Source organism: Fictibacillus norfolkensis, assembly GCF_014836645.1.
GTDB classification, from domain to species: domain Bacteria; phylum Bacillota; class Bacilli; order Bacillales; family Fictibacillaceae; genus Fictibacillus; species Fictibacillus norfolkensis.
This window is the reverse complement of sequence record NZ_JACSQM010000001.1, coordinates 361,452-374,557: the sequence shown is the minus strand read 5'-3', so window position 1 is coordinate 374,557 and position 13,106 is coordinate 361,452. Positions and strand designations below refer to the sequence as shown.

The following is a 13,106-nucleotide window of genomic DNA, read 5'->3' as shown; positions in this document are numbered from 1 at the left end:
ATTAATATACTCAAATAATAATAGGTTTTGTTGGAAGGAGAGAACAGATTGAAAAAAGGTCTAGTGTTGTTTATGGGGATATTGCTTGGGAGCTTATCATTTTGGAGTTACAAGGGAGAAGCAGCAAGCTATGTAAATCCAAATCAAACGTATACATATGAAACAATGACGAGTAATATCAAGACACTTGCTCAAAAATACCCTGGATTAGTCCAATACCGTTCACTTGGGAAAACACCTTATGGTAGAGACATCTGGGCGGTTAAGCTAGGGAGAGGTGATGCAACGGTTCTATACAATGCATCACATCATGCAAGAGAGTGGATGACGACAAATATCGTGATGGAGATGATCGATCAGTATAGCGAACGTTATGTAGCCAACAGTACGATGGATGGTTACAATGTTGCAAACGTATTGAATAACACGTCGATCTGGTTTGTACCAATGACTAACCCAGACGGTGTCACACTTCAGCAAAAAGGTCTATCTGCTTTTCCTACTACAGCTCATGCCAACCTCATCAAGATGAATGGTGGAAGCAAAGATTTTAAAAGATGGAAGTCGAATGCCCAAGGGATTGATCTGAACAGACAATATCCTGCGCGTTGGGAGCAGATATCAAATAATGCAAAAGCTCCTTCTTATAAAGACTACAAGGGTAGTGCTCCACTTGTGACGAAGGAAGCAAAAGCGGTGTCGGCCCTCACTTATTTAGTAGATCCTGAAATTACAAACTCATACCACACAGCTGGAAGAATACTATATTACCATTTTAATTATGGAACCAACACCTTTGAAGGGGACAAAACACTAGGTACAACTCTTGCAAATATGACAGGGTATCGACTAATCCCTCCTGATACACAGTTATCAAGTGGTGGTGGATACAAAGACTGGTTCATCCAAACCTTCAAACGCCCTGGTTTTACGTTTGAACTTGCTCCATATGCAGGCGAGACAAATCCGCCAATCACGATTATTAACGAAGAATGGACAAGGAACAAAAAAGCAGGACTTTATATGGCAGTTGAAGGGGATAAGCGTTGGGAGAAACGTATAACACCAGTGACTAAAACCATCACTCTTACTCAAAAAGTCCCTTTGCATGACCGTCCTAATGTAAACCACAAAATGGCTGCAGCAAGTCTGTATCCAGGGACTTATAAAGCAAATGCAGCGTATGGAAACTTTTATCGCATCCAAACCATCCTTGGACCAAAATGGATCGTTAAATAAAACATAAAGAAAAAACTGCTCTCTAGAAATGATTTCTAAAGAGCAGTTTTTTCTATGCACTGATCGTATGAGATGAATCTACTTTCGGTTCTGGAACAAACATAAGAATCGTAATACCGATGATGAACAGAACGACAAGGCTGAACACAGCACTAGCAGAGTTTCCGGTCACTTGTGCAGTTATTGCAATTAACAACGGACCCATAATGGAAGCGAACTTGCCGAAAATATTATAAAAGCCAAAGAATTCATTCGAGTTTTCTTTTGGAACTAGTTTAGCAAAATAGGCACGGCTTAACGCTTGAATGCCTCCTTGAGAAGTTGCAACGAGCATGGCCAAAATCCAGAAATCCATGGTTGTTTTTAAGAAATATGCATAAATACAGACGATAATGTAGACCACAATTCCGACATAAAGCATCTTCTTGCCAGTAAATCTTTCTGCTAACCTTCCGTATAATATGGCAAAAGGAGCAGCGACCACTTGTGTGACAAAAAGGATGATTAAAAGATTAGTAGAACTGATTCCAAGATCTGAACCATAAGCAGTGGACATCGTTATGATGGTCCCAACGCCATCGATATAGAAGAAATAGGCAAGCAAAAATAAAAACAAAGCACGATACTTTCGTATTTCTTTCATTGTTTTACCTAAACGTTTAAAGCTGTTGATCAGAGGTTTCGGCTCTCGTTCGATGCCGTACTTCTGATAAACGTTCTTCAGCATAGGAATCGTAAATATTCCCCACCAAAACGCAGTGATTAAAAAGGCAATCTTACTAGCAATAGAAGTTGAGATCGGCAGAACTTCATTTTGTGCCAACACGATGATCGCGATACTGATCAAAAAAGGGATCGTGCTCCCGATGTATCCTAATCCAAATCCTCTTGATGACACTCTGTTCATTCTTTCTTCCGTTGTTACATCGGTTATAAAAGCATCATAAAAGACGTTAGATCCACTAGAACCGATTGCAGTTAATGTATAAAAAATTAATAATAGAAGCCATTGATCACTTGGAATAAAAGCTAATGATGCGGTAGAAATAAGACCAAGTGCAAAAAAGAAAGTGAAGAATCGCTTCTTTAATCCTTTATAATCAGCAATAGTACCTAAAACAGGACTCAGCATGGCTAAAATAAACGTGGCAATCGCGATCGTATACCCCAAATAAGCGGTAGAATCTGATGAACTGACTCCTGCATTTGTCGCGGCTGCTTTAAAGAACAAAGGAAATACAGCTGTTGAGATAATGATCGAATACGCTGAATTTGCCCAATCGTAGTACATCCAGCTATTCTCTTCTTTCGTAAACCGTTTCATAGGTTTTGTCCTCTCTCTACTAGAATTCATTAAAATCTAGCTGGTTAAAAAATCTTGCATGACTTTACCATCTGTTTCTCCTAAATCAAGACCTAATAGTTTAGCAAACGTCGGCCCTTCATCAATTAATTGCATGGAAGGAACAACAACATTTCTTTTAATCCCTTTTCCTGCTAATAACAGAATAGTGGTGTAGTCTTCTTTTTCAGGAGAATACCCATGACACGCATGTGTATACCGCTTTCTTCTCACATCTTGATCAGTAATTTCATTTAGAAAAGAGCCTTCATGATCTTCGTTAAAATAAAAGCCGTGTCTGGCTTCTACCATAAACGCACAACGATCATCAGCACCGGTGGCAGCTGCTTCTTCTTGACTGTAGATCTTTTCAATACCATTTCTTTCATCAATCAATATGTGGTCCAGAAGTTTTTTCACTACCTCCTTTGTTTGTAGATCAGATGAATCCTTCAGGTAAATATATGCTGACCCATCGCAACTTTTGCAATAGGCTTTCCAATTTTGTATAGTCCCTTTTGAATCAGTGTCTATTAATTGTTCTTCCTTAAATAACACATTCAGTTTAATCGCTTTGCTCTCATCTAGTGCACTATGATCTCCTAGTACGGCAATCGTAGTTTCTTCATAGATACCGGCTTCATGTAGGGATTCGACAATTCTACCGAGTCTGTTGTCATGTCTCTTTATCGCATCCATTGCTTCATCAGAAGAAAAGCCATGGTAGTGCCTCTGTGAATCTAAGTCCACAAAATGAACAAGCATTAGCTGAGGTTTTTTATACTTAATCGTATGTATCGTGGACTCTAAAACAAAATCATCAAGCTCAGGCTGGTTCAAACCACTACGTAAATGTCCGAATCGACGGTTCATATCAAGTTGATATCTTTTACTTCCGTTTAGGAGAGAAACAGGAATCTGGTGGTGCCACTTTCGGTTCGCAAAAATTTCGGGCATGTTGTAATCGATGTTCGCTCTTGCAGTGACTGGCCAAAGAAGAGCACCCGTAGTCATACCTGCTTTTTTAGCTTCATCATATAAAGTTGTTCCTTTAATATGTTTTCTGTGCCAATACCAATCGGGCGAAGCTTTGCCTGGCTGTGTTAACGTATTATTTACGATTCCGTGGTTTTTTGGATACCTTCCTGTAACAATCGAGGTATGACAGGGATACGTTACAGAAGGATAGATTGTCTCTACTTTTTTGCAATGGGAGCCTCGATCTAATAATTCCTTAAAATGCGGAAGCTGCTCTAAGATCGGAAAATCAAGGGAAGAAAGACAGTCAAAAGAGATGACCACTAAATGATTGGTTAGACGGGACATAACACTCCTCCAAAAGTTGCTAAGATTAACCATTCTAAATTAAATGATAGCATAAGGGAATATACCACGTGTAAAGTCTGTGTATGAATTATAAAAAATCATACCATTTTCTTTCCAAACTTTGTAAGTTATGTTATGAATGAATTATCTCATTATATAGCGGGTGATGAAGTGATCAAATGGTGGTTAAGTGTTGTATTGATGTTTTTTATCACATCTGGTGTAATAGTGTATGTCTTCACGTTGGATTACGCTTCCGAAAAAGCAATGATCGAAATCACAAAAGAATTAAAGTCGAATGAAGATGAGATCACGAAACTTCTAGAAGACCCAGAGATTAGAAAGTACATAGAAACAGGGCAACCTCCAAAGCAGAAGTTGCCATTTACTACAAAGGATGACGCTGTTCAATTTATCTCTGAAAGATACTCGGTTCAAGAGTTAGCAGGAATTAGAGAAAAAGTAAGTAAAGGCTTGAATGAAGACGAAAAGCAAGCTGTATATGAGAAGTTGCTCGAAAAAGTAACGGATAATGAGCTGATGGCGTTAAAGGTCGTCGCTTTAAAAGAGATAAAGAAGAAATAAAAAAAGCCCAACGTAGGGCTTTTTTTGTGTCGCTAAAAAGATACTCTGATCTTTCCATCTACTTTTGAAATATAGTAGCCTTGATTTTCGCCCTCCTTGACTTGAATCGGTTCTCCCGTTTTAATGACTTCTTGAATTTGATCTTTAATTGATGGATGCATATCGTATAGAACTTCAACGTTTTCGATCGAAACCGTATTGATACCCGTACTAAAGCCCATAATCAATTGATCGGTAGAATTATCAAACATTAAAAAACAATCACTATTCTCAATTGCATAAAGAGCAGCATCATGTTTCTTTGCGATGGCTACGAGATGTTTTAAGTTCTCATGTGTGTCATCCATTAAGCTCACGTATGTGTAGCCGTCGATGATTTTAGTTTCCGATAACTTCACTTGTGTTTGCTCTTCTTGTTTAGGTTTTTCCTCTACAATTTTTGTTTGAGGATGAACAGTAGGCTTTGGTGCAGATTTTGTTGTTTCAATATTATTTTCTTTAGGCTTTTCGGAAATCTGTGGCTGTTCTACTTTTTCATTTTCAACTGGATTTTGAACGGTTTTTTCAATTTGTGAATGAACAGGAACGTTCACTTTCGAAGCTGCTGCCCGTTCTTCATTTTCTTCGACATCATTTTTTTTATGTTTCAGAACTTCATTTGATCGTTCATAAGTAACAGCCTCATGTTTAAGAGGATTATTTTGTTCTGTTGCTCTTACTTTGTTTTCAAAATCGCTATCATTTAAAACCCCGAGAGTTAGTAATGCTGTTGCTGTAAAGATAACCGTACGTTTTTTGAATTTCAATGTAAATCCTCCTCAATGTCTTGTTATTTATTAGACGAGAGAAGTACTAAAATGGTTTCACTAATATTACAGGAATATTTCATAAATGTTACAAAATGCGTTTTCCTATAAAAAAACTTGAACCTTAAAGGGGATTCTATAGATAAAAAGAAGTCATATAATACGTCGGTGTGAGGAGGAATTAGGCGAGCAATTTATTTTACATATTTATGAAAGCGCATTCATTTTATTTTGTTTTCACATTTATTTCATTGGAGGGGATTATATTTATGCTTGGAATGGAAGATGGACTTATCGCATTTGTATGGGTGGCTACTGTTGTTTCGGCATTAGGGTGTGTTGTATTTGGTGGAATCATGTGGAACAGAGGAGGCGATGACTCAAAATGAATTTTGCTGTCCTTATCCCAATTCTTATCGTATATATGGGTATCATGTCATGGCTTGCTTATTATGGATATAAAAAGACTGTAACAGAATCAGATTATTTAGTAGGAGGGCGAAGTATTCACCCTGCGGTCATGGCTTTATCATACGGAGCGACTTTTATTAGTACATCTGCCATTGTTGGTTTCGGTGGGGTTTCAGCAGCTCATGGATTTAGCTTGTTATGGCTAGCCTTTCTTAACATCGTACTAGGTATATTTGTGGCATTTGCGATTTTCGGAACCAAGATTAGAAAGTTGTCACTAGATCTAAATGCTACAACGTTTCCTACATTGCTAGGAAAACGATATGATTCAAAATTTATCACGGTTTTTTCAGGAGCTATGATTTTTATTTTAATGCCAGCCTATACGAGTATCGTTTTGATCGGAGGAGGAAGATTTCTTCAAGAATCACTTTCGATGAACTTTAATCTCGCTCTTATCCTGTTAGCTGCAATCATTGGAATTTATGTAGTAACAGGTGGAATTAAGGCCGTCATGTATACCGATGCGTTTGGTGCGGTTGTCATGTTGATCGGAATGGCTATCTTCTTATTCGTCACCTACCAAGCAGTAGGAGGCATTATGGAGGGGCATAATGGATTAACCGCAATGAAGGATCTTGTGCCTCAAGCTCTTGTCGATCAAGGTCATCAAGGCTGGACAAGTATGCCTGAATTCGGATCTCCACTTTGGTGGACCATTGTTAGTACCATAATCATGGGAGTTGGAATAGGAGTATTAGCGCAGCCTCAACTCGCAATGAGATGCATGACTGTAAAAGATGATCGAGCACTTTATCGTTCTGTATTAGTCGGCGGTGTTTTTATCTTTTTTATGACAGGTGCAGCTTTTGTGATCGGCCCGTTAAGCAATCTTTATTTTTATGAGAAAACGGGTGAGATCGCTTTAACAGCCGCAAAAGGAAACGTCGATCTTATCATCCCTATCTTCATAAACCAAATCATGCCTGAATGGTTTATCTATCTGTTTACACTCACTTTATTATCTGCCACAATCTCTACAATTAGTTCTCTTATTCATGTTCAAGCAACGGCTTTTGGCCAAGATATTTTAAAAACTCTTGGTGTAAAATCCCTTTTTGGATCGAAGCTCAACCCTTCTAGAATCGGTGTGCTTATTGGAGTGGTCGCTGCAGTCATATTAGCTTATCTTTTACCAGCGGGAATCATCGCTCAAGCAACGGCTTTTTGGTTTGGCATATGCGCAGCCGGATTCATGCCAGCTCTGATAGGAGCACTATATTGGAAAAGAGCTACGAAGACAGCAGCTACAGCAAGTATGATCGTTGGGTTTACTGTAAGTATCATCGGTTTCTTATTCATACACCTTAAAGAATCTGCTGCTATCGGGTTATCACAAGCATGGTTTGGAAAAGCAGCGATATTTCCTTATCCATGGACGCATATAGACCCTCTTTTCTATGCTTTACCTCTGTCTTCGGCTGTATTTATTATTGTTAGCTTGCTCGATAAAAAAACAAGCTTTACACAGAAAAGAGAAAAAGAACCGATGATCCCAGTGGTATCTGAATAAAGTATCCGTTCTAAATTCATTTAAATTGCAGAAGTATGAACCTCCGTTATTTGTTGCAAACTAGGAACAGATTAAGGAGGTTTTTTACATGGATCAAGTAAAAGTCATTATTATGAAATTTATTGTCTGCCTGATTGCATTTTGGATCGGACTAGATCTGTTCTTTGACGCTTCAATTAGTGATATCGTTTCCTTTGCGGTTACAACAACTGCAATCACATATATTGTAGCAGACCGCATTTTGTTACCGAGAATAGGTAAGAACAACACGTTGATGGCAGAATTTATTTTAGCGTATCTAGTGGTTTGGATTTTCGGATCAATCCTGTTAAACGGATATATGCAAATCGCGTGGGGAAGTGTGATCGCAGCAGGTATTATCACAGCTACAGAAGTTTTTGTTCATCAATACTTATTAAAGCACATGCCTTCAAAGAATAAAGAGAGAACCGGGAGGCAACAAAGAAGGTTTAGACCAGGTTTTCGTTATGCAACTGAATTTGCTGAAGAACAAGATCCAAGAAATAAAAATAATAAAGAAAAATAGTCTCCAAAAAAAGTATCATGACGTATACGCATGATGCTTTTTTGTTCTGAAACAAAAAACTCCTGAGGTCTCTCAAGGGATTAGTGATTTGTTTAAATTTATATGGTGGAGACTAGCGGGATCGAACCGCTGACCTTTTGGCTGCCAGAGGACATCTTGAAATAAAACTGAGTTAATTCAAATTAACTAAGATAAAATAAGTCTTACTTTATAAGGTTTTTTTAGAAGTTTAGATAATTTTCAGTCAATCTAAACCAAAAGGGCCATGCTCCTTTAATGCGAACTCTTATAATCCAAGTATCCAGTTGTGACTTTTTCCAATTGATCTCTCATGTATTCCTTTAGATAATCGTCTTCCATTTCATCTCCTTCAACCTCATCTATAGTAAATGTAATTTGCCTTGCTCTTTTAAAATCCATTACCGTTACCTTTCGATATAAATTCGTAGGACTCTTTACTGTAAACATAATACCGTATCTCATTTTTAATCACCCCTTTGGAAATCATTATATACGAATATACGTTCGATTTAAATTTATATAGAGGGCTGCGTTTATAGTGTATAAAAGGGATATAAAAGAAGGATGTCAGTTAAAAACCTTTAAATCGCAACTAATAAGAAACAATTAAGATATTTAAATTGTTTATGTCGGAGAACTTAAAGGTCTTTGTTTCATATATTCCCCACTCATTAGAATTATCTTTTAGTGTATTAGTTCACTATTATTTATGTAAAAAATGTCTAGTTATTAAGACTGAAATACAGAGTACATAACTTTACCAATCTCGGATGCATTTCTTCAAGAAGGAGAATTAAACTTATTGAACAAATGTGCAGGATTGTGAAATAAGAGTTTATTGCAATATCATTATTTAGGATGTGTAGATATTGGCTGTTGTAGGTATCTTAGGAATGACTCACGATGAAGAAATGCAGAAGAAGTATAACTATCCGCTGTCATTAGTAGAAGAATTAATAATAGAATTCAAACCTGATGTAATTTGTGGAGTTCACCCATTGAGCTGGGAGCTTTACTTAAATAATGGAGTTCCTCAAGGCATTTTAGGAGAGACCCAAAAAGAATAGATAGATGGTAAAGCGTAGCTCTTAATCTAGGAACATTTTTCCTAACTCTGTTTATAGTAAAGCTGATTCAAAAGGCTAGAGCTGAAAAGTAAGTAAGAATGTACTTTTTAATCCTTAAACTGAAAATGAATCCTTTAATTATTAGAGGTAGTTTCTTAAATGGGTGGAATTTAATAATAAATCCCAGTGCTACCATATTTAAATTAAAGGAGTGAATATATTGAAGAGATATCTAGTCATGTCTTTTATTTTAATCCCTTTTCTGAGTGCATGTGAACAACAACCAGCTAAAGAACAAAAACATCCAGTCACTATCTCTATCACACACCCTGAATATAAACAAGATACCGGGATGGTATCAAAACTACAAACCATGAGAAACAATAAGAATCCCGATAAACCGTTGTATGAGAACTACTATGATATTCCACTAGTAGATATCCACAATCATGATGCTTCCTCTTTTTCTGAAGAGACATATAAGAAATATGGGGTTGATCGTACCGTTTTATTCGGTAACATCTCAGAACCCTCTGCAAAAAAAACAGATCAACAGGTATGGACTGCTTATCAAGGATCTGTTGAAAACATCTACCCCTCATTCGCTGGAATAGACATTTATCGTTCTTCTGGAATCGATTATTCGAAGAAACTTCTTGAAAAAGGGTACTTGAACATAGGTGAGATTGTAGCTGCTTCTACGTATTCACCTGTAACTTCAAAGTTAAAGTGGAAAGGTGAAAATCCGCTTTCTGGAAAACTTGATGAGTTGTATACCCTTGCTGCCGATTATCAAGTGCCCATTCTCCTTCATATTGACCCACCAACAGGTAATCCCATTCCAATATTGGAGGAGGCTCTAAACAAACACCCGGATACGATATTCATTTTTGCACATGCTAATGTGTTCAACAAGCCAGGTAACCTTAAACGATTACTAAACGAGCACTCCAATCTTTATATGGATTTTTACGCAGGGTTCACAAGGTATGATCTTAACAGTAAAAACGAGATCGAAGACTTCATACCAGTGATGGAAGAATTCTCGGACCGATTCTTTCTAGGGTCTGACTCCGGTTACGGGATTACATACGAAGAGTCAATCGGTGCTATGTATCAAACGATAGACTTGCTATCTGATGAATCAGCCGTAAAAGTAGCTTATCAAAATTATGAAAAGGTGATTGAAGATCAACGAGTGACAAAAGAGCAGAAAAAACAGTTAAGGGGACTATTAAAAGAGGAGGAACACAAGTCACTATCTTTAAACAAAAGAATGGCTAACGAACTTATCATGAAGCTAAGTAAAGAAGAATAGGACTTTAAACGAGCATTATTCAAAACATAAAGTAAGTCTTAAGTCAGATAAACTTTTAATCCTAGGTAATAAGTCGATAGTTCCAGTTATTTGTAAAAAAATGTCTAGGTTAAATAGCCTGAACGTATATGAAAAATATAGTATAATTAGATTATTTTTACAATTAAGTTTGACACCTTTCGTCAAAATGGTAGAATATTCTTGCAAGACAAATTATCTGAAAATACAGAAAAGGGGGCTTTTGCCATGATGATCGAACAAGTAGAAATTAACGTGAACGAAGAATCTTTCGATTACAAATACTAAAAGTAAGGTGGGTGTTATAGAGAAATCTATAATACCCATTGTTTTTTAAAGGAGATTAAGATGAGTGAATTAATCATTGTTTTTCCGCCGTTTTCTCAAGCATACTTCTTTCCGTATCTTAGTCTGCCTATGCTTACTTCTTACCTTGTACAACGTGATGTACCGTGTACACAATATGATTTGAATATCGAATTATTGCATTCCTTATTCGAAAAAGAAGCGCTTCAAACGTATTGTGAGATAGCATCATCAAAAGAACACATGGATATCAACGCTGACTTTAAACTAAAAACAATCCAGTATCTCATCGATCATCATGAAGAGATCCAAACGGATATCTTAACAAAGAATGGTGAGTTACATGACATAGAAAAGAGCTTGAAGTTTTTTAAGAATGGAACAGAGATCCTATCAAAGAACAGTTTTATGCGTAATGAGATCCCCTCGATCTCATTGTTAGGAAAAGCTGTAAATGATTTTAACGTAGAAGATAAAAATGACCTACCCTGTGACCTGCTCTATGACAGAATAAAGAACATTATTACAAACGATACAAAAGTCTTCGCTTTATCCGTATCGTTTTATAGTCAGTTGCTACCGGCGTTGCTTCTATGTAAATGGGTAAAAATTCTTTCACCTGAAACGAAGATCATCATGGGCGGCCAACAAGTCATCCTGTTTAGTGAACAAATGAGAAGAGACTCGTTTTTTAAACAATATGTCGATTATCTCGGTACGGGTGCAGGAGAAGAGACTCTCTATCAACTCTATTTAAAAGAGTCTGAGAATCAATTAGACCTAGAGATCCCAAACCTTATCTCATTGAAGGAAGAGATACCCTTAATCAAGAAAAGTGTTTCCCTAAAGAAATTGCCTGTACCGAACTTTGATAACTTACCTATACATCATTACGTAAATGCTGATTTTCAATTAGCTCTCACGACATGTGTGGGATGTTATTGGGGGCGTTGTGCGTTCTGTTCATACGGCAACCGTTCAAAAAAAGAAAGAAGTTATGAACAGAAAACGACGAATCAGATAGTAAGAGAGTGTAAACAACTGATCGATCAGTATGGAGTTAGAAGAATCAATTTCGTTGACGAGAACACGAACTTGAAACTCGTCTTAAAAGCTATGAAACTACTGAACGCTGAAGGATATGAAGTTGAATATAGTACAAGGAACCGGTTAGAAGATATTTTGACTGATCGACATTTCTGTCAGGAACTAAAAGCATCAGGCTGTGTGCAGATGTCAGTCGGTTACGAGACAAACTCTCAAAGACTATTAGACAGAATGGAAAAGGGAGTTACTACTAGTAACTATCAGCGAATCATAGATAACTTGTTTGACTGTGGAATCGAGCTAAGACTATCGATTATGGGAGGATTTCCTGGTGAAACGGAAGAAGAGAGTCAGGATACCGTAGGATTTTTAAAGAAGAATGAAATGAAAATAGGAATAGATGTCATTCAGATGCTAGTCGCAGAACCTGGGAGTTTCTTGGTTGATGATCCTGAAAGCTATGGAATAACGCTAGAGGCCGATCAAGATACTTTAAGAGGAAACAAAGGGATCAACTATGGAATGGGACGATTAGGACGATCATTTACTTATTGTGAGGAAGATATAGATGATCACACTCGAATCAATAGACTCTTACAAGTCCCGAAAGAAGTGAATCCTGAACAGAATCAACTACATACAAATGATACAGATCATCTAAACACAACAGAGGCTTTTTTACTTCCTTGGATATATATTGCGGAGTTTAAAAGGGGTTCAGAAGATCAATCTGTGCCTTATTTTTATGACTTTTTATTGCAGCGTGTGTTTAAAGTGCCTCAAGAATTAAGCATCATCGACAGAAGAATAGTGACTGACACATCCAATCCTGAGTCAGAAATGCTCATTAGTCAGTTAATCCAGTTAGAACTTGTTACTCATCAAAGTACGGGGAGTCGTGAATATGTATTTAGGTAAAAATAGTACAGCTATCAATTGGGACCAATCTTATAAAAACCATAATTACACGTGGACGATCGAGGGTCCTTCACCTGAACTCGTTTCCCTGTTGTGTGTGGAGATGATCAAACCACCGGGTCTTATCTTAGACATCGGTTGTGGGTTAGGAAACGAAGCGGTCTTTTTAAGTAGTTTAGGGTATAACGTTCATGCCATCGATCACAGTCAAGAAGCGATCAATATGTGTATGAGCAGACACCGTGGCCATCCTGTTACGTGGAGAGCGGAATCTGTTACAGATGTATCCCTCCAAGATGAAAGCGTCCATTTTGCCAATGATAGAGGGTGTTTTCATGTTATACCCGCTCATCTAAGAAAAGAATATGTGGATGAAGTGTATCGTGTTCTAAAGCCAAACGCCGCTCTTTTAATCAGAGGTTCTTTAGTTACAAACGATTATTGGGATGAAGTATCCGAAGAGACTATTGATATGTATTTCGATGAAGACCGATTCGTTCGTGGTCCGATCCTTCCGATGAAGATCTTTTCAGAGACAGGCGGCATCAAAGGTAACATGGTCTCGATAAAAAAGCGGTGAGG

13 protein-coding genes are annotated in these 13,106 nt (G+C 37.4%); 9 read left to right on the top strand and 4 right to left on the bottom strand.

Going from position 1 to position 13,106, the window contains the following annotated elements:
- The first annotated feature begins 48 nt into the window (after positions 1–48).
- Positions 49–1,239 (top strand): M14 family zinc carboxypeptidase, encoded by a 1,191-nt coding sequence (locus H9648_RS01845; protein ID WP_191752081.1) that lies wholly within the window; start codon positions 49–51, stop codon positions 1,237–1,239.
- A 52-nt stretch (positions 1,240–1,291) separates the two neighbouring features.
- Here the strand turns inward: H9648_RS01845 and H9648_RS01840 are convergent, their stop codons facing one another.
- Both H9648_RS01840 and H9648_RS01835 read right to left on the bottom strand, forming a co-directional pair.
- Positions 1,292–2,563 carry an MFS transporter gene (locus tag H9648_RS01840; protein WP_191752080.1) on the bottom strand — a complete coding sequence of 424 codons (1,272 nt, stop codon included), beginning with the start codon at positions 2,561–2,563 and terminating at the stop codon, positions 1,292–1,294.
- 36 nt (positions 2,564–2,599) lie between these two features.
- A complete protein-coding gene (locus H9648_RS01835; protein ID WP_191752079.1) occupies positions 2,600–3,907 on the bottom strand; it encodes an alkaline phosphatase family protein in 1,308 nt (435 codons plus the stop codon).
- Positions 3,908–4,042: 135 nt separating this feature from the next.
- On the opposite strand from H9648_RS01835, the gene H9648_RS01830 reads away from it, so the two are divergent.
- Positions 4,043–4,492, top strand: coding sequence for a hypothetical protein (locus H9648_RS01830; protein ID WP_191752078.1), 450 nt, complete (start codon positions 4,043–4,045; stop codon positions 4,490–4,492).
- A 32-nt stretch (positions 4,493–4,524) separates the two neighbouring features.
- On the opposite strand, the gene H9648_RS01825 is transcribed toward H9648_RS01830, so the two are convergent.
- Complete coding sequence (locus tag H9648_RS01825) at positions 4,525–5,298, bottom strand: hypothetical protein (RefSeq protein ID WP_191752077.1); 774 nt, start codon at positions 5,296–5,298, stop codon at positions 4,525–4,527.
- A 269-nt stretch (positions 5,299–5,567) separates the two neighbouring features.
- Here H9648_RS01825 and H9648_RS21045 point away from each other — a divergent pair, with 269 nt between their 5' ends.
- The 3 genes from H9648_RS21045 to H9648_RS01815 all read left to right on the top strand — a co-directional run bounded on the left by H9648_RS21045 (position 5,568) and on the right by H9648_RS01815 (position 7,829).
- Positions 5,568–5,687 (top strand): symporter small accessory protein, encoded by a 120-nt coding sequence (locus H9648_RS21045; RefSeq protein ID WP_353617089.1) that lies wholly within the window; start codon positions 5,568–5,570, stop codon positions 5,685–5,687.
- Positions 5,684–7,282 carry a sodium:solute symporter family protein gene (locus H9648_RS01820; protein ID WP_191752076.1) on the top strand — a complete coding sequence of 533 codons (1,599 nt, stop codon included), beginning with the start codon at positions 5,684–5,686 and terminating at the stop codon, positions 7,280–7,282. Before H9648_RS21045 ends, H9648_RS01820 begins: the two co-directional genes overlap by 4 nt.
- Positions 7,283–7,370: 88 nt before the next feature.
- Entirely contained in the window at positions 7,371–7,829 is a 459-nt protein-coding gene (locus H9648_RS01815; RefSeq protein ID WP_191752075.1) for a YndM family protein, read from the top strand.
- Between the two features lie 273 nt (positions 7,830–8,102).
- Here the strand turns inward: H9648_RS01815 and H9648_RS01810 are convergent, their stop codons facing one another.
- Positions 8,103–8,312: a hypothetical protein gene (locus tag H9648_RS01810; RefSeq protein ID WP_191752074.1), complete on the bottom strand. Its 210-nt coding sequence runs from the start codon at positions 8,310–8,312 to the stop codon at positions 8,103–8,105.
- Positions 8,313–8,719: 407 nt separating this feature from the next.
- On the opposite strand from H9648_RS01810, the gene H9648_RS01805 reads away from it, so the two are divergent.
- The 4 genes from H9648_RS01805 (at position 8,720) to H9648_RS01790 (ending at position 13,104) form a co-directional block, all read left to right on the top strand.
- The gene (locus tag H9648_RS01805; protein ID WP_191752073.1) at positions 8,720–8,917 is read left to right on the top strand and encodes a hypothetical protein; all 198 of its coding nucleotides are present in this window, start codon (positions 8,720–8,722) and stop codon (positions 8,915–8,917) included.
- Positions 8,918–9,137: 220 nt separating this feature from the next.
- Positions 9,138–10,235 (top strand): amidohydrolase family protein, encoded by a 1,098-nt coding sequence (locus H9648_RS01800; RefSeq protein ID WP_191752072.1) that lies wholly within the window; start codon positions 9,138–9,140, stop codon positions 10,233–10,235.
- Between the two features lie 366 nt (positions 10,236–10,601).
- On the top strand, positions 10,602–12,524 hold the full coding sequence (locus tag H9648_RS01795; RefSeq protein ID WP_191752071.1) for a B12-binding domain-containing radical SAM protein: 1,923 nt from the start codon (positions 10,602–10,604) through the stop codon (positions 12,522–12,524).
- Positions 12,511–13,104 (top strand): class I SAM-dependent methyltransferase, encoded by a 594-nt coding sequence (locus tag H9648_RS01790; protein ID WP_191752070.1) that lies wholly within the window; start codon positions 12,511–12,513, stop codon positions 13,102–13,104. The genes H9648_RS01795 and H9648_RS01790 overlap by 14 nt, the downstream gene beginning before the upstream one ends.
- Positions 13,105–13,106: the final 2 nt, after the last annotated feature.

What these genes read in the sequence shown, in the direction of transcription:
- H9648_RS01810 (WP_191752074.1), bottom strand. Translation starts at nt 8,312, where the DNA reads ATGAGATACGGTATTATGTTTACAGTAAAGAGTCCTACGAATTTATAT.
- H9648_RS01835 (WP_191752079.1), bottom strand. Translation starts at nt 3,907, where the DNA reads ATGTCCCGTCTAACCAATCATTTAGTGGTCATCTCTTTTGACTGTCTT.
- H9648_RS21045 (WP_353617089.1), top strand. Translation starts at nt 5,568, where the DNA reads ATGCTTGGAATGGAAGATGGACTTATCGCATTTGTATGGGTGGCTACT.
- H9648_RS01820 (WP_191752076.1), top strand. Translation starts at nt 5,684, where the DNA reads ATGAATTTTGCTGTCCTTATCCCAATTCTTATCGTATATATGGGTATC.
- H9648_RS01795 (WP_191752071.1), top strand. Translation starts at nt 10,602, where the DNA reads ATGAGTGAATTAATCATTGTTTTTCCGCCGTTTTCTCAAGCATACTTC.
- H9648_RS01840 (WP_191752080.1), bottom strand. Translation starts at nt 2,563, where the DNA reads ATGAAACGGTTTACGAAAGAAGAGAATAGCTGGATGTACTACGATTGG.
- H9648_RS01790 (WP_191752070.1), top strand. Translation starts at nt 12,511, where the DNA reads ATGTATTTAGGTAAAAATAGTACAGCTATCAATTGGGACCAATCTTAT.
- H9648_RS01815 (WP_191752075.1), top strand. Translation starts at nt 7,371, where the DNA reads ATGGATCAAGTAAAAGTCATTATTATGAAATTTATTGTCTGCCTGATT.
- H9648_RS01830 (WP_191752078.1), top strand. Translation starts at nt 4,043, where the DNA reads ATGAATGAATTATCTCATTATATAGCGGGTGATGAAGTGATCAAATGG.